Here is a 23042-nt window from a genome sequence, read left to right as displayed (position 1 = left end):
GGTTAGACTGTACGCAGTCGGGACAGGGGAACGCAAATTCGCAAAGGCAGTGGAAACTGTCGCGCGTGAAAGAATTCTTGCCCGGAGGCGGTACTGTGCACCGGGCAGTCAAGGAGGGTCCGTTGGACTATACTGCTCAGCTCGATTCAGCGATTGCCAGGCTGCATGACGAAGGACGTTACCGGACCTTTATCGATATCGAACGTCGCAACGGTCATTTTCCGCATGCGGTGCGCACCCGCTTGGATGGCTCGCAGCAGAACATCACCGTTTGGTGTGGGAACGACTATCTGGGTATGGGGCAGCATCCCGTCGTTCTGGATGCGATGCACGAGGCCGTCGATTCGGCCGGGGCAGGCTCGGGCGGGACGCGCAACATCTCGGGCACCACGGTGTATCACAAGCGGCTCGAGGCCGAATTGGCAGATCTTCATGGCAAAGAAGCTGCCTTGCTGTTTACCAGCGCGTATATTGCCAATGATGCGACGCTGAGCACATTGCCAAGATTGTTCCCCGGCCTGATTATCTATTCCGATGCGCTGAACCATGCCTCGATGATTGAAGGTGTCCGCCGCAATGGCGGGGAAAAGCGCATCTTCCGTCACAATGATGTCGCTCATCTGCGCGAGCTGCTTGAGGCCGATGATCCGGCTGCACCCAAACTGATCGCATTTGAGTCGGTCTATTCGATGGATGGCGATTTTGGACCCATCGAAGAGATCTGTGATCTGGCGGACGAATTTGGCGCACTGACTTACATTGATGAGGTTCATGCAGTCGGCATGTATGGCCCGCGTGGCGGTGGTGTGACCGAACGGGACAGCCTGGCGCATCGCATCGATATCATCAATGGCACGCTGGCCAAGGCTTATGGCGTGATGGGTGGATACATCGCCGCCAGTGAGAAAATGTGTGACGCCGTACGCTCGTATGCGCCGGGCTTCATCTTCACCACATCTCTGCCACCGGCGGTTGCTGCTGGTGCGGCGGCATCGGTGGCGTATCTGAAGCGCGCACCGGAGCTGCGTGAGCAGCACCAGACACAGGCGAAGATCCTCAAGCTGCGGCTGAAGGGGCTGGGCATGCCACTGATTGATCACGGTAGCCACATCGTGCCGGTGATCGTCGGCAACCCTGTGCACACCAAAAAGTTGAGCGATATGTTGCTGGATGATCACGGTATCTATGTGCAGCCGATCAATTTCCCGACCGTTCCGCGCGGAACCGAGCGTCTGCGTTTTACCCCGTCTCCGGTGCATGGACCTGACGAAATGAACCGTTTGGTGCAGGCGATGGACGAACTTTGGTCACATTGTGCGCTAAATCGCGCCGAACTTGCCGGATAATATCACGCCAAAGTGTGCAACTCGGTTGTCGCGTGTTAAGATTACGCTAACAAAAGTATCGGACGAATCATTATAGGGATGATTCGCCGTTAGCGTGAAACACGCGACAGGCAAAATGGGGCAGCAGGGATGATTGGGCGCAGATCACAGCGCGATTCCGAAGAAGGTATGGATGTCAGGCCAAAGGGCTTTGACGACTACGAGGTGCGGCTTGGTGATAAGATGCGTGGCGAACGGGCCACCATGGGCAAGTCCCTTCTGGACGTTCAGCGCGAGTTGCGGATCAAAGCCAACTACATCGCTGCCATAGAAAATGCCGATCCTGACGCATTTGACACACCCGGCTTCATCGCCGGGTATGTGCGTTCTTACGCCCGTTATCTTGGTATGAACCCCGACGAAACCTTTGCCGCCTTCTGTCTGGAAAGCGGATTTGAGGTGGCGCATGGCATGTCCGCCGAGGCGTCGGTTGTCCGCAAGGCTACGGGTGATTTGCCTTCACGGGGGCCAATGGGGCGCGATCCGTTCATCTCGCCGAATACACCTTACATTCCGGGCAAGGAATCCCTGGTCAGTCAGATTGAACCGCGCGCTATCGGGTCTTCGCTGGTGCTGCTGGCGCTGATTGGCGGTATTGGCTATGGCGGTTGGGCGGTTTTGAACAAGATCCAGCAGGTACAGGTCAGCCCGGTTGAACAGGCGCCTGTGGTTCTTTCGGATCTTGATCCGCTGGATGCAGCACGCCTCAGCACAGGTGACGTTGAAACGGCGGAGGCTCCGAACACCGAAGCGCTGGACCGTCTGTATCGTCCGCAGGCGCTGGACGTACCAGTTCTGGTCGCCCGCGATGCGCCGATTTCAACGCTTGATCCGCGCAATGTCGGTGCGTTTCGTCCGCCGGAATTGCCGCAGTTCGAGGTTGCTGACATACACACGGTCGAACGACCAGCCCTCCCTCAGGTTGTCGAACAGGTCGATTCGACGCTCAAGATTGTTGCCGTTGACCCGGCGTGGATGCGGGTCACCGCTGCGGATGGCAGTGTGATATTCGAGGGTACTCTTGGCACCGTCGAACAGGGCAACGTGTTCGAGGTACCGTTGACCGAAGAGCCACCTTTGCTGCGCGCAGGGGCATCGGGATCGGTTTATTTCTCGATGAACGGTGAGCATTTCGGGCCTGCGGGTGCACCCGGTACGGTGGCCAAAGGCGTTGTCCTGTCCAAGGACGCCGTTTCCGATACCTATAACGTTGCCGATCTCGAAGCCGAGCATAACAGCGCGCTCAAGCAATTGGTGGCCGAACTTCAGACACAGGTGACAGAAGCGCCCGCCGAGTGATCTAGCCATTGCGATACTGCGGTTGCCGAACTATTTAAAGTCGGAACCTAGGCAGTTGCGGATCCGTCCATATGTCCCTTAATCACGTACGTCCCTGGCGCGATATCTATCGCCGCAAATCCCGTCAGATCATGGTGGGTAACGTACCTGTCGGGGGTGACGCGCCAATCGCCGTGCAAACGATGACAAACACGTTGACCACTGATGTGGCAGGGACAGTCGCGCAGGTACAGGCCGCAGCTGAGGCTGGCGCTGATATTGTGCGCATTTCTGTTCCGGATGAGGCATCGTCAAAAGCGCTGAAAGACATCGTGCGCGAAAGCCCGGTGCCGATCGTGGCGGACATCCATTTTCACTATCGTCGCGGCATCGAAGCGGCCGAAGCTGGTGCAGCCTGTCTGCGGATCAATCCGGGCAATATTGGCGACGAAAAACGGGTGAAAGAGGTTATTCAGGCTGCGCGTGACCACAATTGCTCGATCCGCATCGGGGTGAATGCGGGCAGTCTGGAACGGCACCTGCTGGAAAAATACGGTGAGCCGTGCCCTGAGGCGATGGTTGAAAGCGGTTTGGACCATATCCGCATTCTGCAGGATAACGACTTTCACAACTTCAAGATCAGCGTGAAGGCCAGCGACGTGTTTCTGTCCGCCGCGGCCTATCAAGGCATTGCCGAGGCGACGGACGCCCCAATCCACCTTGGCATTACCGAGGCAGGCGGGCTGGTTTCAGGCACCATCAAATCTGCCATCGGGCTGGGTAACCTTTTGTGGATGGGCATCGGCGATACGATCCGCGTCAGCCTGTCCGCCGATCCGGTCGAAGAGGTCAAAGTCGGCTTCGAGATTCTGAAATCTCTGGGTCTGCGCCATCGTGGTGTCAACATCATCTCCTGCCCGTCCTGCGCGCGGCAGGGTTTTGACGTGATCAAAACGGTCGAAGCGCTGGAGCACCGTTTGGAACACATCAAAACGCCGATGTCGCTATCGATCATCGGTTGCGTGGTGAACGGCCCTGGCGAAGCGCTGATGACCGATGTCGGGTTCACCGGCGGCGGAGCGGGGGCTGGCATGGTCTATTTGGCCGGAAAGGCCAGCCACAAGATGTCGAACGATCAGATGGTCGACCATATCGTGGAAGAGGTCGAGAAGAAGGCGGCCGAGCTGGACGCCGCGCAGGAAGCGGCGGAGTAACCCATTTGGTTTGGAGGGGTTTATGGTCCCGCCGAACGGGCTGCTACTGAACGGCAGGCATCTGTTGCGTTGCGCAATGAATACCTCCCCCCAATTCCCCCAGTATATCTACGTTCAGCGCGACGATTTCGCGCCCGGGAAAATGGCGGCTCAGCGCTTCTTGCGCAATCTCATCTGTTTCTCTGTCACCGAATTGAGACGTGATAACAGCGCCGTTGCAGACATAGTAGTTTACGTATGATGCAACGAACTCCAGATCACTGACGCGCCGAATATTTGGCTCCGGGATAGTCTCAACCTGTACGTTTTCGGCAAGCAACCGATCGTGCGTATCTAAAGCAGAGGTATGGAAGGGGTCGTTCATATCAGGCTTGTCCGGCAGATTCATCAAAACGCGGTTTGGCCCGGTAAAGCGCGCCAGACTGTCTATATGATAGTCCGTAATATCTTCGCCCCAAACACCGTCGGACCAGATCATGCGATTTGCTCCGTAAGCTGCCAGCAGCCGGCCCTCGATTTCATCTCGGGTTAGTCCGGGGTTACGGTTGTCGTTCACCCAGGAACTTTCATGTGCCATGAGCAAGCCGCGACCGTCTTGCTCAACACCACCCGCTTCGCCAAATAAACCGGTTGGTAAAATGGGTAGATCCAAGTGCTTGGCAACCAGCCCAGCGATACGTGCATCATGGTTGTGAACTTGTTTCTTTCCCCAACCGTTGAATTGTATCTGACTGACAGCGAGCCCGCCGCTGTCACTTATCACGAAGACTGGCCCCGCATCCCGGCACCAGAGGTCTTCGGTGGGAACATCCCAAAGCTCTACCAAGGACGAGAGTTTGCGACGCGCCTGCGCGTGATGCTTGGCCGCAGCCAGCATCACAACAGGTTCAAACTCGGCAATGGTATTGGCAATATCCGCAATTGCTTGTTGTACGATCTCCAGGAGGAAACGGTCGGAATAGACCTTGCGGCTGCTGGGCCACTGCATGAACGTGCGTTGATGTCGCGTTTCTTCTGCGGGTACATAAAAACCCAAAGCTGATTGGGCTAACGACTGATTTGCAATACTCACAATCCCCAACGCTCCACCGGTAATCAGTAAATCCCGCCTGTTCATACCACAGTGACCTTCATGACTGATTGTCGAGAAGAGCATCGCTGGCGCGAACCAACGATGCTTGTGTTTCTTCAGCCTTGCTCGGCACGAACCCCGTCTGCAATCTGCTGCATCTGATCCGCAGGAAGGAACCCACGCAGCATTTCTGTTCCCAGCACAAATGAAGGCGTCCCGGAAATCTGCATCCGCTGCGCCAGAGCACGGGTTTTGGCAATTTCATCCGTGACCTGATCGCTGTCCATTGCAGCAACAATCGCTTCACTATCCAGACCCAGACCGTCTGAGATACGGCGCAGAGTAACTTCGGTAGGCTCACCACTGAATTCCATCAGGGCGTCATGAACTTGTTTGTAAGCGTCCCGACCTGCCACATGCTTGGTTGCCAGCGCAAAGCGCGAGGACACGACTGAAGCATCGCCCAGGATCGGGAATTCCTTGATCACCAGACGGATATTGCCGTCTGCAGCCAACAGGTTGGCCACTTCCGGAACCGCACGACGACAATAGCCGCAGCGGTAGTCCATGAACTCGACCAGTGTGATGTCGCCGTCCGGGTTACCGCCGACCCAGCTGAACCCGTCATTGAACAGTTCATCGGCATTGGCCGCGACCAGTTCCTTGTCCGCCTGTGCCTCGACTGTAGCATTGCGCTGTTCAAGGATGTTGATCGCCTCGATGATCACTTCGGGATTTTCCAGAAGGTACTCGCGGACCTGCGCGCCGAATTCGGTTTTCTCTGCGTCGCTCAGGGCGTTCAGGTCCAGCGCCTGCGCCGGGCCAGTAATCAGGGAAAGCCCCAGAAGGGCGGGTGCAGCATGTCTGAGGATCATTTCCGTTTCCTTTTGTTTTTCTTTGCGCGTTCCGAGGCAATCAACACATCCTGTGCCCTTTGCCAACCCGGAGAACCTTCGGGCAATTGTCGGACCGCGCGTTTTGCGTGGATGCCCGCATCGGCCAGTCGGCCTTGCAAGGCGTAACGTTCAGCGGTGACGGCTGAAGCCATCCCGTTGTTGCCAACTTTGGCATAAGCCGCGCCAAGATCTTGCATCAATCTGGCGTTGCGATAATCGCGTGCGCGAGCCTTTTCAAGAGCTTGCAAGGCTTCCTTCGTTTGCCCCTGTGCCAGAAGTGCACGCCCATACCCAGCCAGTATCAGAGAATCGTTCGGGGCCATCTCAACCGCTTGACCATAGGCGGTGACAGCCTCTTGCACTTGTCTGTTTTCCAACAGGATTTGTCCTTTCAACTCGTAATAGAAAGGATCGTCCGGGCGAATGGTCAGGGCTTCGCCGATTGCTGCACGCGCGCGGGCCAGATCGCGGTTTTGATGATGGGCCGAGGCCTCGCGCATCATGCGAATATCGCGGTCAGGTTCGCCTTTGGCGTTTCGCAAGGTCCAGGTGGGTGAGCGCAGGAAGGCAGATAACTTGCCTTTTACACGCGCGAACCAATAATCAGCGCGGGCGTTTGGATTCGACTGATCGCCATATTGCTCCAGAAATGTCTCGGCAGCGCGCAGACGCTCTCGGCTTGTTGGATGCGATCGCATGTAAGGGTCTTGCCTTGCCGTACTCAACAAATCCTGACCGGCGAATTTGCGGTGCAGTGTGACCATGCCAATGGGCGAGATACCTGCCTGTCGCAGATAACTGGCCGCACTGCGGTCAGCCGAGGATTCTTCGGCCCGTGTATGGCCCAGAAAACTGCGTAACGCAGAGGCCTGTGTGCCTGCAGCGATTCCCGCCGCAGCTTCACCACCCCCTGCGGCAGCTGCGATCAGGGCAAGGGCAGTGCCAAGCCCGGCGTTTCGCTGGGCCGCCCGCAGGTTTTCAACCCGTCGCGCCAGATGACCGTTGGCGATATGGGCGGCCTCATGCGCGATGACGGCTTGCAGCATTTCGGGGCTGTCCACCGTCAGAATCAGACCGTAGTTCAGATAGATGGCATTGTAGTCGATGACAAAGGCGTTGAAGGTGCTGTCGTTGACCACAAGTATTCTGACGCGGTTTGTGTTCAGACCCGCAGCTCGCAACACCGGAAAGGCCAGTTCTTGCAGCCCATGTTCTATATCGGGATCGCGGATCAGGCTTTGCGCATGGCTCTGCACTGCTGCCGTCAGCCAAACGACAACCGTCAGCATCAGGGCCGGGATTGACGCCAGCCGGGATACGCGTTCAAAAGCCATGGCTGCAACATGGGAGATGGGCATGAGAAACTCAACCCGGTCCGGGGTCGATCCCTTTATCGTGATGGATGTGATGGAGGCTGCGCGCCGTGCCGAAGAGGCCGGGCGCCACATTATTCATATGGAAGTTGGCCAACCCGGAACCGGAGCACCAAAAGGGGCAGTTGATGCCTTGGCAAAGGCCATGCAGCAAGCCCCACTGGGGTACACCGTGGCTTTGGGTTTGCCTGCATTGCGACAGCGGATCGCGCAGCTGTATGGCGAGTGGTACAATGTCGATCTGAACCCCGAGAGGGTGGTGATCACTCCCGGGTCCTCGGGCGGATTTCTGTTGGCCTTCACCGCACTGTTTGACAGTGGTGATCGTGTCGGCATCGGCGCACCGGGATATCCGTCTTATCGCCAGATTCTCAAGGCGCTGGGGCTGGTGCCTGTCGACCTGCCGACTGCGCCGGAGAACCGGTTGCAACCTGTTTCCGCAGATTTTGCCGGGCTGGATCTGCAGGGTCTGATGGTTGCGTCTCCGGCCAACCCGACCGGGACCATGCTGAATCATGCCTCCATGGCGGCGTTGATCGAAGCGGCGCAGGGGCAGGGTGCGTCCTTTATCTCTGACGAAATTTATCACGGGCTGGAATATGAGGCCAAAGCCGTTACCGCGCTTGAGCTGACGGACGAATGTTATGTGATCAATTCTTTCTCCAAGTATTTCTCGATGACTGGCTGGCGCGTTGGCTGGATGGTTGTGCCCGAGGATCAAGTGCGTGTGGTCGAACGGATTGCGCAGAACATGTTCATCTGTGCTCCGCATGCCAGCCAGGTGGCCGCATTGGCCGCGATGGATTGCGAGGAAGAGCTGCAGGCCAATCTGGGTGTTTATCGCCAGAACCGTGCTTTGATGTTGCAGGGCCTGCCCAAAGCCGGGTTCACCAATATCGCGCCACCGGATGGTGCGTTTTACGTCTATGCCGACGTCTCGGACCTGACCGATGATAGCCGCGCCTTTGCCGCCGAAATCTTGGATAAGGCGGGTGTGGCGGTCACACCAGGCCTGGATTTCGACCCACAACGGGGCCATACAACCCTGCGCTTTTCCTACGCCCGTGCGACGGCGGACATTCAGGACGGGCTTGAGCGGTTACGCACATTCATGGCCGCGCGCGGCGCGATCCCGGAACAGGTCTGAAGCGTTCACAAAGTCCGGCGGGTGGTATAGGCTGTCCGCTAATCGATCTCGGGAAAACTTGAGGCCATGAGCAGGATTTTCTATTGTATTGCGCTGATCTGGGCGCTGGCTGGCGGTGCGGTCGCACAGGATTTCAGTGCACTGGCCCGCATTCAACCGGACCAGAGCCGGATCGTTGATATCGGTCGCACCGGTGTTCGGATCGATATAGGCCTTAGTCAGGGTGTCCCGTATCGCATCTTCACGCTGCGAGATCCGTACCGGATGGTATTGGATTTTCAAGAGGTCGACTGGAGCGGCTTGAACGCAGGTGATTTCCTGCAATCCGAACGTATCAGCGGCGCGCAATTCGGGGCCTATGTGCCCGGCTGGTCGCGTCTGGTGCTGGAACTGGGCGCGCCAATGGCCGTGGATACGGCGGATATGAGGGTTGATGAAAGCTCGGGGTCTGCCCTTCTGTCTCTGAACCTCAAGGGCACCGATTTTGACGCGTTCAACGCCTCTGCTGGCGCACCTCGCATTCCGGGTTGGGATCTTCCTGAACCAGCGGTGACGGCACAACCGGCACCGCGTGATGGGACCCGAGCCATCCGCGTGATGCTAGACCCTGGCCACGGCGGGATTGATCCCGGTGCCGAGGTTGGCGGCATAGACGAAAAGACCATGATGTTGGCTTTCGCCCGGGAATTGCGCGAACTGCTGTTGCGCTCGGGCGGATACGAGGTCGTGCTGACCCGTGTGGGCGATCAGTTTGTCTCGCTGGAGCGGCGCATTGCTTTGGCGCACCGGGCCGGGGCGGATGTGTTCATTTCACTGCACGCAGATTCGCTGTCCGAGGGGCGGGCGCATGGGGCTGCGGTTTACACATTGTCTGACGACGCCTCGGATGTGGCCAGTTCAAAATTGGCCGAACGGCACGACCGGGGCGATTTGATCTCGGGGATTGACCTGAACGGGGCCGACGATCAGGTGGCGGATGTATTGCTGGACATGGCACGTCAGGAAACCAAACCGCGCACGGATGCACTGGCACGCGCGCTGTCCAATGGATTGGCGCAGCAGGGCGGGCCGATGAATAACAAGCCGTTGCGCACGGCGTCTTTTTCTGTGCTCAAGGCGGCGGATATTCCGTCAGTTCTGGTAGAGCTTGGATTTCTTTCCAGCCCCAGAGACTTGAAAAACCTGAAAGATCCGGAATGGCGTGCCAAGATGGCGTTAGGGATATATCGGGGTCTGGAAGACTGGCGTCAGCAGGATCTGGTTCGACAGTCCCTGATTGGGCAGTGACCTTGCGGCGCAAAACGGCTAGAATGCGCCTTGTTGTTTTGACCCTTGGGCGGTGCGACACTATATAGGCCTCACCGCGAGATAAAGGCAGTAACGTGATCCGGTTCATTCTTTCGATTTTCGGGGCTATCTTCAGCCTCGTGACTTTGGGTGTTTTTATGGCTGCGCTGGTGATTGGCGCTGTGTTCTGGATGTATGGGCGCGACCTGCCCAGCCATGAATCGCTGGCACAATACAAGCCGCCGACAATCAGCCGGATTTATTCGGGCGAAGGGCAACTGATTGATGAATTTGCGCAAGAACGCCGTCTGTTCACTCCGTCCGAGGAAATCCCCGATCTGGTGAAGCAGGCGTTCATCTCGGCCGAAGACAAGAATTTCTATACCCATCAGGGCTATGATCCGCGCGGCATCATAGCGGCTGGCGTCGAGGCAGTGCGGACCAAGGGCGAAACCGTCCGCGGGGCGTCGACCATCACCCAGCAGGTGATGAAGAACTTCCTGCTGTCAGGCGACCGTCGGGCAGAGCGGAAAATCAAAGAGATCATCCTCGCCACACGGCTTGAAGGCACATTGGACAAGGAACAGATCCTCGAACTTTACATGAACGAGATCTTTCTGGGTCAGAACTCTTACGGCGTGACCGCCGCTGCGCAGACTTATTTCAACAAGACCCTGCAGGAATTAGCCCCGCACGAGGCCGCAACATTGGCGTCGATGCCCAAGGCGCCTTCGGATTACCACCCGGTTCGACAAAAGGACCGCCTGCTGGCGCGTCGCGACTATGTGCTGCGGGAAATGCAGCAGAACGGCTATATCGATCAAGCGACATACGAGACTGAGGTCGAAATGCCGCTGCGTTCGGTTCAGAACGGTGATTTTGAAAGCTTCCGCACCGCGCTGCCGCCGCGTGACTACTTTACCGACGAAATCCGCCGCCAGCTGAGCGAAGATTTCGGCGAAGGTGAGTTCTTTACCGGCGGCTTCACGGTTCGTGCCTCAGTTGATGAGGAAATGCAGGTCGAGGCGGCCCGCTCTCTGCGTGAGGCATTGCAGAAATATGACCGGTCCCGTGGGAAATGGCGCGGTACGGGTGAAGTGATCTCTGAAGATGTGCTGGGTGATGAAACCCAATGGCGGCAGGTGCTGGCGCTAATGGAAATTCCCCGCGATGTGGTGCTGCCGACCCAATGGTATCCAGCCGTTGTTCTGGAGGTTGCCGAGCAGCAGTTGACCGTTGGCATCGAAGATGGCCCCGCTGACGGCGTCATTCCGCGTTCTGACATCAAATGGATGCAGGGTGATTTTGCCGGTAACTTCAAACGCGGTGACGTCATTCTGGTGGTTGCTGGGGAAGAGGGCCAATGGTCTGCCCGTCAGGTGCCCGAAGTGCAGGGCGGTTTCGTCGCCATGGACGTGAATTCAGGGCGCGTATTGGCGATGCAGGGCGGGTTCTCGTATCAGGACACGGTGTTCAACCGCGCCACGCAGGCGCAACGCCAGCCGGGCTCCAGCTTCAAACCCTTTGTTTATGCCGCAGCACTGGACAGCGGCTACAGCCCGGCCACCATCGTTGTCGACGCGCCGATCGAGGTGAATACGCCGCAAGGCCTGTGGCGCCCCAAGAACTCGTCTAACAAGTTCTATGGTCCGACACCTTTGCGCACGGGCATTGAACAGTCGCGGAACCTGATGACCATCCGTCTGGCGCAAGAGGTCACGATGCCGGTCGTCGCCGGGTATGCCGAACGGTTCGGTGTCTATGACCGCATGGGCGCATTCCTGGCCAACTCGCTGGGATCCGAGGAAACCACGCTGTACAAAATGGTCGCGGCCTACGCGATGTTCGCCAATGGCGGCGAGCGGGTCGAACCCACTCTGGTCGATCGTATTCAGGACCGGTTCGGCAAAACCATCTATCGGCATGATGATCGGCAGTGTCTGGACTGCAACTCCAACTGGCTTGAGCCCGACGAGTCACCGACCATCGAAACCAACCGCTCTCAGGTCATGGATGCCATCACCGCGTATCAGTTGACGTCAATGATGAAAGGGGTTGTGGATCGCGGAACAGCCTCTCGTGTTGTCAACCTGCCGGTTCCGACGGCGGGCAAGACCGGCACGACAAACGAATCCAAAGACGCCTGGTTCATCGGCTTTACCTCGAACATCGTGGCGGGCTGCTATATCGGGTATGACCGTCCGCGTCCGATGGGGCGGGGGGCTTATGGTGGCACGTTGTGTGGTCCGGTGTTCCAAAGCTTCATGGAACAAGCCGTTGAGAAATACGGCGGAGGCCCGTTCGAAGTGCCCGAGGGCGGTCGGTTCATCAAGATCGACCGGTTCAGCGGTGCACGTCTGCCTGATAATGCCAGCGGGGATTACGTCGTCGCCGAATACTTCCGCGATGGCGTCGATGGGTTCATCGACCGCGTTTTTGACGGTGGCTTTGCCATCGGCTCGGACCTGCCGTTGTTCGAAGAAGTGCAGCGTGCCGGTGTTCAGGTACAGACCTCGACGGGTGAGACTGTTACGGTTGGCCCGAAGGCCACGCAAGGCGATGTTACAACCGGTGGATTGTACTAAAGCCCTCATTGCTGAATGTGCCGAAAGTGTTTCCATTCGGACGGTTTGTGTTTCACGCTTCAGTCGTCTTGTGGTGGCTCTCACCTCTTGCTATCACGCAAGCCTGATTGAGCAAGTTGGGACCTGACCATGCGCGCCGAAACCCAGAACATCGTGGCGGAAATCGAAAAGTCGCTGGAGCTGTTGGCACAGCGTATGGATTATGAAACCGCACCGCACCGGTTGGAGGAATTCAACGCGCGCGTCGAGGACCCCAACCTTTGGGACAGCCCCGAAAAAGCACAGAAACTGATGCGCGAACGTCAGATGTTGGTAGATGCCATCGAGACCTATGAAACCATCAAGACCGATCTGAATGACAATATCGAATTGATCGAGCTGGGCGAGATGGAAGAGGACGAAGAGGTTGTCCAGGACGCTGAGGATTCGATCAAAAAGCTACAGTCCAAGGCTGCCAAGAAAGAGCTCGAGGCCTTGCTGGACGGCGAGGCCGACGGCAATGATACCTTCCTCGAGATCAATTCGGGCGCGGGCGGCACCGAGAGCTGCGACTGGGCCTCGATGCTGGCGCGGATGTATGTGCGATGGGCCGAGAAAAAGGGCTATACCGTCGAGTTGCAGTCCGAAACCTCGGGCGAAGAGGCTGGGATCAAGTCCGCAGCCTACAAGATTTCTGGGCATAACGCCTATGGCTGGCTAAAATCAGAAAGCGGTGTGCACCGGTTGGTGCGGATATCGCCGTTTGATTCAGCGGCTAAGCGGCACACTTCGTTCAGTTCGATCTGGGTCTATCCGGTCGTCGACGACAATATCGAAATCGACGTCAATCCGGCGGACATCCGGGTAGACACCTATCGGTCGTCGGGGGCTGGTGGTCAGCACGTGAACACCACCGACTCGGCCGTGCGGATTACGCATATCCCAACCGGGATTGTCGTGACCTCGTCTGAGAAGTCACAGCACCAGAACCGCGACATCGCCATGAAAGCGCTGAAATCGCGCCTGTACCAGCAGGAACTGGACCGTCGCAACGCCGAAATCAACGCGGCGCATGAAGCCAAGGGTGACGCGGGCTGGGGCAACCAGATCCGGTCTTACGTGCTGCAGCCGTATCAAATGGTGAAGGACCTGCGGACCAACCATGAGACCTCGGACACCAAGGGCGTTCTGGACGGTGACCTGGATGGATTCATGGCGGCCACGCTGGCGTTGAATGTGGCCGGCAAAAGCCGGTCTGAGGCGCAAGGCGACGGATAAGATCGACACGGCGGTGAGGTTTCTCAGGGGGCACTGGCAGCTTGTCCTGATCACTCTATTGGTGTTTGTCCTTTGGAACACGCCGATCGTGCTTCCGCTGAAGATACTGGTCGTTTTCCTGCATGAGTTTTCACATGCTTTGGCCGTCGTTCTAACGGGCGGGTCTGTCGAAAGCTTCTCAATTTCCCTTCAGCAAGGCGGTCACGTCACGGCCCGAGGTGGCAGCCGCTTTCTTACCTTGTCAGCCGGATATCTTGGATCGCTTGCGCTTGGCATGGCGTTGCTGATCATCGCATTGCGTACCCGGTCTGATCGCGCCGTGCTGGGTGTATTTGGCGGTGTCATGCTGCTGGTGACACTTCTGTACATCCGCGACCCGTTCCCGATGATCTTTTGCGCAGGCGTCGGAGTGGCAATGCTGGCTATGGCGCGCTATCTGGATCGGGCAGTATGCGATCTTGTGCTGAGGATCATTGGGCTGACCAGCATGATCTATGTTCCCTATGATATCTTTGACGATACACTCCGACGCCCTGGCGTGCGTTCGGACGCCTTTATGCTGGCTGAGGAATTCGGCGGAACCACAATGATGTGGGGTGGGGTGTGGCTGGTGTTGAGTTGTGTGGCGATCTTCGTTTGCCTGAAATACTGGTTGGGTCAGAACAGCAATCTGCGATTTAGCTTCAAAGCGCGATAAGGGTCTTCATCTGCCGCATCGCCTGTTTGGTGTCATCCAGAAAACATACATTTAAACAGTGGGTTTAAATGATCCGAACGCCTCGCTAGGCTGGCCTGAAACAGCAAGAGCGCGGAACTTGATGGACCTGACTCAAACCTCGGCCTTAGATTTATTGGATCGGTTGTTGCACCGGCATTTGTCCGCAATGGATCCGATTGTCGAGGCCCATGACAAGGTTAGCGCCATTGTGATGCCATCAATCAGCCCGATCAGGTTGCCGTGTTTGGCAGCACCTGCAGGGTTTGGGCCAACTGGTCTGCCCATGGGGATACAGGTGTTCGGGTCGCGTGGTTCGGATCAGCGTCTGTAGTCATTTGGGGGGCGGCCTGTCACGCTGCTACCGGGTGACCAAAAAGAAGGCCGGCGACGTCTTAACGCCGGAACGGGAGGAGAAAGACAAAAATGGAAAAACCCTTTGGTGTTCCCCAAATGCGACCAGTCGATATCGCCATGCTGCGGACGGCATTACACCGGGCCTGGTCCGATCTTCGCCGCGCACCGAAATTTGGTCTGATATTCGCGGGTTTCTATGTGTTGGCGGGATGGGCGATGGCCTGGCTCACGATAGAAACCGGGACAACGTTTTGGCTGGTTCTTGCCGCCATCGGATTTCCGTTGATCGGCCCGTTTGCGGCTGTTGGGATGTACGAAGTCTCTCATCGGCTGGAGCAGGGGGAGCCGCTGGATATCCGAGCCATCTTCGGTGTGGTACTACAACAGAGCCGCCGTCAGCTACCTTCGATCTGTGCCATCATCGTGGTGATGTTTCTGTTCTGGTTCTTTCTGGCGCACATGATTTTTGCCCTGTTCATGGGGCTGTCGACGATGACCAATGTCTCATCCTCGTTCGAGGTGTTCCTGACATCCAATGGGTTGACGATGTTGGCGGTCGGTTCCGCCGTAGGGGCGGTTTTTGCCACTGTGCTCTACATGATCTCTGTTCTGTCGATCCCAATGTTGCTGGATCGTGAATTGGATTTCGTGACCGCGATGATCTCGAGCTTTTCCTATGTCTCGGCCAATATGCCTGTCATGCTGGGATGGGGGGTGTTCGTTGCGGCGCTTACCTTCTTATCCATGGTGCCATGGTTCCTGGGGCTTTTGATTGTGCTGCCGCTGTTGGGACACGCAAGCTGGCACCTCTATCGCCAGATCACGCAGGGCAGCGACACGTAAGTCGATCAAGCCATAACTTGAGCTGGCCGAGCGTGTGATGCATCCTGCATCACGCCCTTCAGCGCCTTTCGCGCCGTATCCAGCACAGCCGCAGTGTCTTGCCCCAGATGCCTCCAAGTGACCTGACGGGGGCCGTCTGTTGCAGGGGGCAGAGCGGATGGGCTGACCACGGTGCCGCGCCATTGGTCAATGCCTTCCATTGCCTCCCGCGCGATCAAATAGATGTGGCTGTTTTCGCCATCCCGGCGTGACATCAGAATATAGGCGTGCTCTCCGGTGCAGGCCGCGATGCCCTGAATTTCGCGTGCCTTTGACGTCGCGCCCGGCATGATGGCCCGCGATTCATAACCACGTATGAGCGTGCATTGCGGCAACTGACGGGCATACAAAAGCGTCGTTCGATGACAGGATGGCGTGTACTCGGTCGCTGCGTAAAAACCAGACAACAGTGTAGTTTTGCTGAGTGAATCTGAGCCCAAGCCCAGGAACTCGGTCAGGGTCGAGGCCGCCGGGTGTCGGTTCGACGATGGGATGCCATCCAACGGCTTTAGCAGGATACGGGCGTCTACATCGAAAAAGCGACAAATCCGGTCCAGAACGTCGGGACGGGGAACGCTTTCACCCGAGAGGTATCGGTTGAATTGCGTCCGGTTGATGCCAAGCTGACGGCATAGCTCTGAAACGGTCGGGTATTGCCGCGCCAGCCGTCTGAGGTTCGAGCCAAACATGGCACGTATCTCAGCAGGGCTGCGAATGTCGTCGGTCATGGTCGTCCCAGACTTTGGCAAGTATCTTGGTGAAAACACGGCAGCGCCGACCCGAAGGCCGAACACGCATTAAAATCGTACAGATGACCCCATGCAACGTATCCCGACGTTGCAATGCGGTGCAAAAGCTAACGCACCAGATGGCAAACGCAATAGGCTTAATTTTTAAATGCGTGATGTTAATGCAGAAATACAAGCGTTATGGCAAATTTAACGCATACATATTCGCAATTTTGCAATGGGTATGCAAACCGTAAACCCGGATGGGCAATCCCCGCCCTGACCTTGTAGGCCGATAGGGGGCGGGGTTATTTTTTTATCAGTCGCCGCGCAACAGGGCAGCGACGCCCGTGCGGGCAATCTCGACCAGACCCAAGGGGCGCATCAGGTCGGCAAATGCGTCGATCTTGTCGGGCGCGCCAGTGATCTCGAAGATGAAAGAGTTCAGCGTGCTGTCGACCACATTGGCGCGGAAGATATCGGCCAGCCGCAGTGCCTCGACCCGTTTGTCGCCTTCGCCGACGACCTTGATAATCGCCAGTTCGCGCTCGACCGAAGGACCCTCGACCGTCAGGTCATGCACTTCGTGAACCGGAACGATCCGGCCCAGTTGAGCCTTGATCTGTTCGATCACCTGCGGCGTGCCCGTGGTGACGATGGTGATGCGGCTGAGATGACCAGTGTGATCCACCTCGGCCACGGTCAGGCTTTCGATGTTGTAACCGCGGCCCGAGAACAGCCCGATGACCCGCGCCAGAACACCCGGTTCGTTCTCGACCAGAACCGCAATCGTATGGCGTTCCTGAACGTCCGAGAAGGTGGGCCGTAGGTTGTAGGCCGAATGGCGGGTGGAGCCTTTTTTGATATGTAGGGCAGACATGCCAGATTAGTCCTTTTCGTAATGAAGGCCCGAGATGCCTTCTGCGTTCTCAAGTATGTTCCAGATCGTCTCCCGAAGGGCATTGACCTTGGGGGCCGCGTGATACTTTTTGAACATTTTCCTCACATAGTCGGTTTTGGGCGCGAACTGGACCATGTGGCCATCGCCGTAATTCGCGCAACCGAAGACCAAGGCAAAAGGTTCGTCATGTTGAACCTCGTGATACCAGCCCCAGTCTTCGGCGCATGAAAACGTGATGTCATGGCCGGCTTTCTTGAGTTCCTGACACAGGAACGCGCTGAGTTCTTTGCCGAAAACATCCGGATTGATGTAGTCATCCGCTTGCTCATCCACCTCATCCCGTGTCGGGTTAAAGCGATCGGAATTGAAACAGATCAATGGTTCCATCACACCAGAACCGATCCTTTACTATCGATCACGCCCTGGGTTTCAGCCTCGCCAAGCAGCATCTCGTTGTGGGCCTTGCCCGACGGGATCATGGGGAAGCAGTTCTCGTGCTTTTCTACCAGACAGTCAAAGATCACCGGACCGTCATAGTTGATCATCTCCATGATCGCGTCATCCAGATCAGCAGGGTCCGAGCATAAGATACCTTTGGCACCAAACGCTTCAGCGAGTTTTACGAAATCGGGCAGGGCCTCGGACCATGAATGCGAATACCGCTCGCCATGCAGCAATTCCTGCCACTGACGCACCATACCAAGGCGTTCGTTGTTCAGGATGAACTGTTTCACCGGCAAGCGATACTGTGTCGCGGTGCCCATTTCCTGCATGTTCATCAGCCACGAGGCCTCACCAGCGACGTTGATCACCAGCGCTTCCGGATGCGCCATCTGCACGCCGATTGAAGCGGGGAAACCATAGCCCATGGTGCCCAACCCTCCGGATGTCATCCAACGGTTGGGGTCTTCGAAGCCAAGGTACTGAGCCGCCCACATCTGGTGTTGACCGACCTCGGTGGTGATATAGCGGTCGTGCTTTTTGGTCAGTTCTTCAAGCCGTTCCAACGCGTATTGCGGTTTGATTGTCTTTTCGCTGTTGGTGTAGGCAAGGCAATTCACCTTGCGCCACTCTGCGATCTGGCTTTGCCATTGTTTGATGTTCGCAGTATCCGTCTTGCGGCCACGTGCCTTCCAGACTTTCAGGATGTCTTCCAGTACATGCGCCACGTCGCCCACAATCGGGATATCCACACGGATCACTTTGTTGATTGAGGACGGATCAATGTCGATATGCGCCTTTTTCGAATTAGGTGAAAATGCGTCGATGCGCCCGGTGATCCGGTCATCGAACCGCGCGCCGATGTTGATCATCAGATCGCAGTCATGCATCGCCAGATTGGCTTCGTACAAGCCGTGCATGCCCAGCATGCCCAACCAGTTCTCACCCGACGCGGGATACGCGCCCAGACCCATCAGGGTCGAGGTGATCGGAAAACCGGTCGCGTCCACCAGCTCACGCAGCAATTGGCTGGCCGCAGGGCCAGAGTTGATGACGCCGCCGCCGGTATAAAACACCGGCTTTTTCGCCGTTTCAATGGCGGCAACCAATTCGGTGATCTCTTCCAGATCCCCTTTTACAACCGGCTGATAATGCGAGGTCGATGGTTTAGGGGCGCTGTAGTCGCCGGTGGCGAACTGAACGTCCTTGGGGATATCGACCAGAACCGGACCGGGCCGACCTGACATTGCGACATGGAACGCCTCGTGCATGGTTGCCGACAGCGAGTCCGTGTCTTTTACCAGCCAGTTATGCTTGGTGCAGGGGCGAGTGATGCCAACGGTGTCGGCCTCCTGAAAGGCGTCAGAGCCGATCATGAAGGTCGGAACCTGTCCGGTCAGCACGATAATCGGGATCGAATCCAGCAGCGCGTCAGTCAGGCCGGTTACAGCATTGGTTGCACCGGGACCGGATGTCACCAACGCAACGCCGGGTTTGCCGGTAGACCGGGCATACCCCTCGGCCGCGTGAACTGCACCTTGTTCATGACGGACCAGAATGTGACGAATGTCATTTTGCAGAAAGATCTCATCATAGATCGGTAGGACGGCGCCACCGGGGTATCCGAATACTGTGTCCACGCCCTGATCCTTGAGGGCCTGAACTACCATCTTTGCGCCGGTCATCTCACGTGTCATCTGCTTTGCTCCGTTCGCGACATGTGTCTTGCGTTTCGCATAAAAAAAGCCCCCGAGATTTTCGGAGGCGCATGGGTAAGGTTATGGTGTACCGTTACCGGCCCATGCGCGTGGTTCCTACGATTACGACTAGCGTTCTCATTGCCAGAGGCTCCTTTGTGCGTGTTGGGACATTATGAGCGGGGCGAAGGGGCGTCAACAGGCAATTGCACCAATTTTCTATCTCACAGGGTGGATTTTGCGACATTTTATTGCGCAGATTGCCGCACCTTGGGAATTTCCGGGAAATTCGGTCTCTAAACGGGTTACGCAGCAGCATTCCGACTTGTCTGAAAGCGTCAGGTCAATGTCTAAAACGGGCATGACCGACAGCCTTCTCTGCGTCACGCTGATCCTGACAGTGCGAACACAGGAGGCGGAACATGCTACACGATTTAGTGGATCTGGGCCGGTATCCGATCGACCGCCCGGATTCGTCGGCCTACGACAGGATGATCGAGGATCTGCAGCGCGAGCTGGATCAGGATGGGTGCGCCGTGTTGCCCGGTTTTGCTCATCAACAGGGAATTGATCTGCTGGTGCAGGAGGCGGAATCCGTCGCGTCCAAAGCGCATCGATCTTTTAACCGCACGAACGCGTATTTCACCAAAGACGATCCCCGGTTGGACGCGACCCACCCGATACGGCGGTTCTACGACCGTTCGAATGCGTTTGTGTCGGCGGATAATTTCGCCAAAACGGGTCCGTTGCGACGGATTTACGAATTCGAGGGATTTTTGCCATTCGTACGCACGGCGCTGAATGAGCCTGAAGACAAGTTCTTTCGCTATGACGACCCGTTGGCGGATGTGATCATTAACGTGGTTGAAGAAGGGCAGGGCTTTCCCTGGCATTTTGACACCAACAACTACACGGTGACACTGGCCATTCAGAATGGTGAAGAAGGCGGCGCGTTCGAATTCGCGCCCAACCTGCGCAGCGCTGACGATGAAAATTTTGCAACCGTTGCCTCGGTTCTGGACGGTAACCTGTCACAGGTTCGCCGGCTGGGGCTGCAACCCGGCGATCTGCAGATATTCAAGGGGCGTTATTCGCTGCATCGGGTGGCCCCGGTGCGTGGTCATAGGCAGCGCTATGTCGGTATATTCTCGTTTGTCGAGGTCGAGGGCATGTGTGGCGGTGTCGAACGGACCCGGCAGCTTTATGGGCGGGTCCTGCCGCATCATCATGAACGCGAAGGGGTGCGCGGAGATGGCTTGCAAGACTGATTGAGTGGCAAGCCCTCCCGACAGATACCCCGAAATCCACGCCTTGAGCGAGATCAAGGCGCGGTCTCCCGATCTCTGTAGGTTTTGATCGCGACAGGTCAGGACACGTCTGACTTATGCCGAAACAGGAGGAACAGGCATGACCGATGGGCAAAACCTGCCAAAAGAGACGTTTGAACGTCACTCCGAACTTGTGCAATGCATGGCCGAAACCATCGGCGTTGACCTGACCGAAAAGATCATGCGCGACCCCGAAGCGCTGGCGTCTTTTTCGGAAATGGTCACACGCTGCAGCAATTGCGCGCTTGTGGAAGCCTGCGAAGTCTGGTTGTCCGAATACAAAGGGCCGGTCAGCGAGACGCCCGAGTATTGTCTGAACAAGGGTACGTTGGAGAAACTGCGCTCCAAGCTTTAGAACCCGACGCCGGTTCCCTGAAGCACACCATGTTCCAACGCATAGCGGGTCAGCCCGGCTGTGGAGGATATTCCCAGCTTGCGCTTGATATTCTTGCGGTGAGTCTCGACCGTTCGCACGGATATATCCAGCGCCAGCGCCACCTGTTTGTTGGATTTGCCCTGCGCCAGTTCCAGCAGGATCGTCTGTTCACGGCCTGTAAGCGCCTCGCGCGCGCTGCCGCCTTTAGGTTCCAGTGAGCCGCTTGCCCCGGTGCACAAATATCGCTCATCCCGCATCACCGCGTCGATCGCCTGCCTGATCTCATCCGTTGGGACATCCTTCAGAACATACCCTTTGGCACCGTGGCTGAGCGCGGTGGAGATATATTCCGGGCTATCATGCATCGACAGGATCAGGATGCGGGTTTCGGGTAGGCGTTCGAGTATGATCTCGGTGGCGCTGAGACCGCTGAGGCCGGGCATGTTCAGGTCCATCAGGATGACATCCGGGGCCAGCTGCGTGGCCTGATCTACCGCAGCCTGCCCACTGCCCAGTGTGCCGACCACTTCGATATCGTTATAGCTTTCAAGGATGGACTGGATGCCTTCGGCCACCATCGGATGATCGTCGACAATGAGGACACGGATCATCTCAATACTCATGTTCCGGCCTTTCGGTTTGGTGTTGCGTCTTCTTGCGGCGGCAACAGATGGCTCAACGGCAGGCTGACTTCGATCACCGTGCCACCACGCGGTCCGCGTGATGACAGAATACGTAACGATCCGTCAAGCTGTTCGATGCGTTCCTGCATATTGCGCAGACCAATTCCAGTACTGTGCATACCGGGTTCACGGCGCAATCCGCGACCATTGTCGGTGATGCGCATGGTCGCGCCCTTCTTGTGGCCGCGCAGATCAATGGTAACACGTGTTGCATCCGCGTGGCGCTCGATATTTGTCAGAGCCTCTTGCGCGATGCGATACAGCGCAATCTTAGCGTCCTGATCCAGCCGGTTGCGGAACACGACGGTTGAAAACTCGGTCTCGATCCCGGTGCGGTCCCGGAAATCATCGGTCAGCGCCCGCAGTGCAGGGCCAAGACCCAGATCGTCCAGCACACCGGGGCGCAGATCGCGACTGATGCGGCGAACCTCGGTGATGGCCGTGCCCAAGTGATCAACGCCCTTGTCGAGCGGTGCCCTGGCGCCTGCGTCATCGCCACGTGAAAGGCGGCGGCGGGCATTGTCGAGCGCATAGCGCACGCCCACCAGAATCTGGCTGATCCCATCATGCAGCTCACGGGCCACTCGTCCGCGCTCTTCCTCCTGCGCGTCGAACACCCGCTGGGTCAGTTCCTTGAGCTTGGCATCCGCCAGCCGCCTTTCGCGGATGTTCAGCATCATGCCCGAGGCGAAAACGATCAGCACAGCCAACACGACAATGGCACCGATATACATGAATGTGCGCTGCACACGCGCCTCAACCTCGGCCCGGGCAATGGCAACGGTGGCAACGATATCGTCGATGAAAACGCCGGTGCCCACCACCCAGCGCCAGTCCTGCAGGCCGACGACATAGGCGATCATCTGTGCCTCTTGCCCGGTCGTGGGCTTTTGCCACATGAAGCTGTGCCAGCCAGCGCCTTGTCGCGCCAGACGAATGAACTCGTCCACGATCGGAGTTCCATTACTGTCGGTCAGGCCTTCCCAGTTGCGATTGATGAACTGCGTCTGTCGCGGGCTGACCAGATTGGTGCCGTCGTAGTCGTAGACAAAAAAGAACCCGTCCTGTCCATAGATCATCGCCGACAGAATTTGCGAGACGAGGTTCTTTGCGATGTCGTCATCCGGCTCGGCCCGGCCATAGATATAAGCAAACCCATTGCGGGCCTGGGTCACGTAGTTTCGCAATTCCTCTTTTTTTGCCTCGATCAACCTGCGTTCCAGCGCCTGAATCTCGCGCTCGGCTGTTGCGCGGGCCTCGTACGCGACCAGCACGGCAATTGCGGCAACAGCGACGACCAGAGGGATCGCCGCCACAAGGGACAATTTCTGCGCATAGGTCAGCGAGACCAGATTTCGGAATCTTTGCATGGTCGAATCGATACGCAAGCGGCGGCGAAAATGCAAAAAGATTGGACGTATGGCGCTACAGATGCCCGTA

The 23042-nt window shown here is 57.2% G+C and carries 21 protein-coding genes; 12 read left to right on the top strand and 9 right to left on the bottom strand.

Annotation, left to right across the window (positions count from 1 at the left end; all coding sequences use genetic code 11):
• The first annotated feature begins 122 nt into the window (after positions 1 to 122).
• The 3 genes from hemA to ispG all read left to right on the top strand — a co-directional run bounded on the left by hemA (position 123) and on the right by ispG (position 3877).
• Positions 123 to 1346 (top strand): 5-aminolevulinate synthase, encoded by a 1224-nt coding sequence (gene hemA / locus HW561_RS07270; protein WP_176863163.1) that lies wholly within the window; start codon positions 123 to 125, stop codon positions 1344 to 1346.
• Between the two features lie 129 nt (positions 1347 to 1475).
• A complete protein-coding gene (locus HW561_RS07265) occupies positions 1476 to 2684 on the top strand; it encodes a helix-turn-helix domain-containing protein (protein WP_176863161.1) in 1209 nt (402 codons plus the stop codon).
• 71 nt (positions 2685 to 2755) lie between these two features.
• Complete coding sequence (ispG, locus tag HW561_RS07260; protein ID WP_176863159.1) at positions 2756 to 3877, top strand: flavodoxin-dependent (E)-4-hydroxy-3-methylbut-2-enyl-diphosphate synthase; 1122 nt, start codon at positions 2756 to 2758, stop codon at positions 3875 to 3877.
• A gap of 43 nt (positions 3878 to 3920) precedes the next feature.
• Here ispG and HW561_RS07255 read toward each other — a convergent pair whose 3' ends face one another.
• The 3 genes from HW561_RS07255 to HW561_RS07245 form a co-directional block, all read right to left on the bottom strand.
• Positions 3921 to 4994: an agmatine deiminase family protein gene (locus HW561_RS07255; protein WP_176863157.1), complete on the bottom strand. Its 1074-nt coding sequence runs from the start codon at positions 4992 to 4994 to the stop codon at positions 3921 to 3923.
• A 71-nt stretch (positions 4995 to 5065) separates the two neighbouring features.
• Positions 5066 to 5824: a DsbA family protein gene (locus HW561_RS07250; protein ID WP_176863155.1), complete on the bottom strand. Its 759-nt coding sequence runs from the start codon at positions 5822 to 5824 to the stop codon at positions 5066 to 5068.
• Positions 5821 to 7203, bottom strand: coding sequence for a M48 family metalloprotease (locus tag HW561_RS07245; protein ID WP_176863153.1), 1383 nt, complete (start codon positions 7201 to 7203; stop codon positions 5821 to 5823). The genes HW561_RS07250 and HW561_RS07245 overlap by 4 nt, the downstream gene beginning before the upstream one ends.
• Here HW561_RS07245 and HW561_RS07240 point away from each other — a divergent pair.
• The 7 genes from HW561_RS07240 (at position 7202) to HW561_RS07210 (ending at position 15409) form a co-directional block, all read left to right on the top strand.
• On the top strand, positions 7202 to 8365 hold the full coding sequence (locus HW561_RS07240) for a pyridoxal phosphate-dependent aminotransferase (RefSeq protein ID WP_176863151.1): 1164 nt from the start codon (positions 7202 to 7204) through the stop codon (positions 8363 to 8365). The genes HW561_RS07245 and HW561_RS07240 overlap by 2 nt on opposite strands.
• Before the next feature lie 66 nt (positions 8366 to 8431).
• Positions 8432 to 9652 carry an N-acetylmuramoyl-L-alanine amidase gene (locus HW561_RS07235; protein ID WP_176863149.1) on the top strand — a complete coding sequence of 407 codons (1221 nt, stop codon included), beginning with the start codon at positions 8432 to 8434 and terminating at the stop codon, positions 9650 to 9652.
• Between the two features lie 95 nt (positions 9653 to 9747).
• A complete protein-coding gene (locus HW561_RS07230; protein ID WP_176863147.1) occupies positions 9748 to 12237 on the top strand; it encodes a penicillin-binding protein 1A in 2490 nt (829 codons plus the stop codon).
• Positions 12238 to 12366: 129 nt separating this feature from the next.
• A complete protein-coding gene (prfB, locus tag HW561_RS07225) occupies positions 12367 to 13494 on the top strand; it encodes a peptide chain release factor 2 (protein ID WP_176863146.1) in 1128 nt (375 codons plus the stop codon).
• Positions 13451 to 14191: a M50 family metallopeptidase gene (locus tag HW561_RS07220; protein ID WP_176863144.1), complete on the top strand. Its 741-nt coding sequence runs from the start codon at positions 13451 to 13453 to the stop codon at positions 14189 to 14191. Before prfB ends, HW561_RS07220 begins: the two co-directional genes overlap by 44 nt.
• Before the next feature lie 121 nt (positions 14192 to 14312).
• Positions 14313 to 14543: a hypothetical protein gene (locus tag HW561_RS07215; RefSeq protein WP_176863142.1), complete on the top strand. Its 231-nt coding sequence runs from the start codon at positions 14313 to 14315 to the stop codon at positions 14541 to 14543.
• A gap of 92 nt (positions 14544 to 14635) precedes the next feature.
• Positions 14636 to 15409, top strand: a complete 774-nt coding sequence (locus tag HW561_RS07210; RefSeq protein ID WP_176863140.1) for a DUF2189 domain-containing protein — start codon at positions 14636 to 14638, stop codon at positions 15407 to 15409.
• Between the two features lie 5 nt (positions 15410 to 15414).
• Here the strand turns inward: HW561_RS07210 and HW561_RS07205 are convergent, their stop codons facing one another.
• The 4 genes from HW561_RS07205 to HW561_RS07190 form a co-directional block, all read right to left on the bottom strand.
• Positions 15415 to 16176 (bottom strand): helix-turn-helix domain-containing protein, encoded by a 762-nt coding sequence (locus HW561_RS07205; protein ID WP_176863138.1) that lies wholly within the window; start codon positions 16174 to 16176, stop codon positions 15415 to 15417.
• Positions 16177 to 16495: 319 nt separating this feature from the next.
• Positions 16496 to 17056 (bottom strand): acetolactate synthase small subunit, encoded by a 561-nt coding sequence (gene ilvN / locus HW561_RS07200; RefSeq protein ID WP_176863135.1) that lies wholly within the window; start codon positions 17054 to 17056, stop codon positions 16496 to 16498.
• A gap of 6 nt (positions 17057 to 17062) precedes the next feature.
• Positions 17063 to 17464 (bottom strand): hypothetical protein, encoded by a 402-nt coding sequence (locus HW561_RS07195; protein WP_176863133.1) that lies wholly within the window; start codon positions 17462 to 17464, stop codon positions 17063 to 17065.
• Positions 17464 to 19215, bottom strand: a complete 1752-nt coding sequence (locus tag HW561_RS07190; RefSeq protein WP_176863132.1) for an acetolactate synthase 3 large subunit — start codon at positions 19213 to 19215, stop codon at positions 17464 to 17466. The genes HW561_RS07195 and HW561_RS07190 overlap by 1 nt, the downstream gene beginning before the upstream one ends.
• Before the next feature lie 422 nt (positions 19216 to 19637).
• On the opposite strand from HW561_RS07190, the gene HW561_RS07185 reads away from it, so the two are divergent.
• The gene (locus tag HW561_RS07185) at positions 19638 to 20483 is read left to right on the top strand and encodes a HalD/BesD family halogenase (RefSeq protein ID WP_176863130.1); all 846 of its coding nucleotides are present in this window, start codon (positions 19638 to 19640) and stop codon (positions 20481 to 20483) included.
• Positions 20484 to 20622: 139 nt separating this feature from the next.
• Positions 20623 to 20898: a DUF6455 family protein gene (locus tag HW561_RS07180; RefSeq protein WP_176863128.1), complete on the top strand. Its 276-nt coding sequence runs from the start codon at positions 20623 to 20625 to the stop codon at positions 20896 to 20898.
• Here the strand turns inward: HW561_RS07180 and HW561_RS07175 are convergent.
• A complete protein-coding gene (locus HW561_RS07175; RefSeq protein WP_176863126.1) occupies positions 20895 to 21542 on the bottom strand; it encodes a response regulator transcription factor in 648 nt (215 codons plus the stop codon). The genes HW561_RS07180 and HW561_RS07175 overlap by 4 nt on opposite strands.
• Positions 21539 to 22972 (bottom strand): cache domain-containing protein, encoded by a 1434-nt coding sequence (locus HW561_RS07170; protein WP_176863124.1) that lies wholly within the window; start codon positions 22970 to 22972, stop codon positions 21539 to 21541. Before HW561_RS07170 ends, HW561_RS07175 begins: the two co-directional genes overlap by 4 nt.
• Positions 22973 to 23042 lie beyond the last annotated feature (70 nt).

The sequence above is a fragment of the Ruegeria haliotis genome, from assembly GCF_013377785.1.
GTDB classification, from domain to species: Bacteria; Pseudomonadota; Alphaproteobacteria; order Rhodobacterales; family Rhodobacteraceae; genus Ruegeria; species Ruegeria haliotis.
Note: the sequence above shows the minus strand (reverse complement) of the source record. Positions and strands in the feature narration are given on the sequence as shown.

What these genes read in the sequence shown, in the direction of transcription:
- HW561_RS07265 (WP_176863161.1), top strand. Translation starts at nt 1,476, where the DNA reads ATGATTGGGCGCAGATCACAGCGCGATTCCGAAGAAGGTATGGATGTC.
- ispG (WP_176863159.1), top strand. Translation starts at nt 2,756, where the DNA reads ATGTCCCTTAATCACGTACGTCCCTGGCGCGATATCTATCGCCGCAAA.
- HW561_RS07255 (WP_176863157.1), bottom strand. Translation starts at nt 4,994, where the DNA reads ATGAACAGGCGGGATTTACTGATTACCGGTGGAGCGTTGGGGATTGTG.
- HW561_RS07250 (WP_176863155.1), bottom strand. Translation starts at nt 5,824, where the DNA reads ATGATCCTCAGACATGCTGCACCCGCCCTTCTGGGGCTTTCCCTGATT.
- HW561_RS07240 (WP_176863151.1), top strand. Translation starts at nt 7,202, where the DNA reads ATGAGAAACTCAACCCGGTCCGGGGTCGATCCCTTTATCGTGATGGAT.
- HW561_RS07245 (WP_176863153.1), bottom strand. Translation starts at nt 7,203, where the DNA reads ATGCCCATCTCCCATGTTGCAGCCATGGCTTTTGAACGCGTATCCCGG.
- HW561_RS07235 (WP_176863149.1), top strand. Translation starts at nt 8,432, where the DNA reads ATGAGCAGGATTTTCTATTGTATTGCGCTGATCTGGGCGCTGGCTGGC.
- prfB (WP_176863146.1), top strand. Translation starts at nt 12,367, where the DNA reads ATGCGCGCCGAAACCCAGAACATCGTGGCGGAAATCGAAAAGTCGCTG.
- HW561_RS07220 (WP_176863144.1), top strand. Translation starts at nt 13,451, where the DNA reads ATGTGGCCGGCAAAAGCCGGTCTGAGGCGCAAGGCGACGGATAAGATC.
- HW561_RS07215 (WP_176863142.1), top strand. Translation starts at nt 14,313, where the DNA reads ATGGACCTGACTCAAACCTCGGCCTTAGATTTATTGGATCGGTTGTTG.
- HW561_RS07210 (WP_176863140.1), top strand. Translation starts at nt 14,636, where the DNA reads ATGGAAAAACCCTTTGGTGTTCCCCAAATGCGACCAGTCGATATCGCC.
- HW561_RS07205 (WP_176863138.1), bottom strand. Translation starts at nt 16,176, where the DNA reads ATGACCGACGACATTCGCAGCCCTGCTGAGATACGTGCCATGTTTGGC.
- ilvN (WP_176863135.1), bottom strand. Translation starts at nt 17,056, where the DNA reads ATGTCTGCCCTACATATCAAAAAAGGCTCCACCCGCCATTCGGCCTAC.
- HW561_RS07195 (WP_176863133.1), bottom strand. Translation starts at nt 17,464, where the DNA reads ATGGAACCATTGATCTGTTTCAATTCCGATCGCTTTAACCCGACACGG.
- HW561_RS07190 (WP_176863132.1), bottom strand. Translation starts at nt 19,215, where the DNA reads ATGACACGTGAGATGACCGGCGCAAAGATGGTAGTTCAGGCCCTCAAG.
- HW561_RS07185 (WP_176863130.1), top strand. Translation starts at nt 19,638, where the DNA reads ATGCTACACGATTTAGTGGATCTGGGCCGGTATCCGATCGACCGCCCG.
- HW561_RS07180 (WP_176863128.1), top strand. Translation starts at nt 20,623, where the DNA reads ATGACCGATGGGCAAAACCTGCCAAAAGAGACGTTTGAACGTCACTCC.
- HW561_RS07175 (WP_176863126.1), bottom strand. Translation starts at nt 21,542, where the DNA reads ATGAGTATTGAGATGATCCGTGTCCTCATTGTCGACGATCATCCGATG.
- HW561_RS07170 (WP_176863124.1), bottom strand. Translation starts at nt 22,972, where the DNA reads ATGCAAAGATTCCGAAATCTGGTCTCGCTGACCTATGCGCAGAAATTG.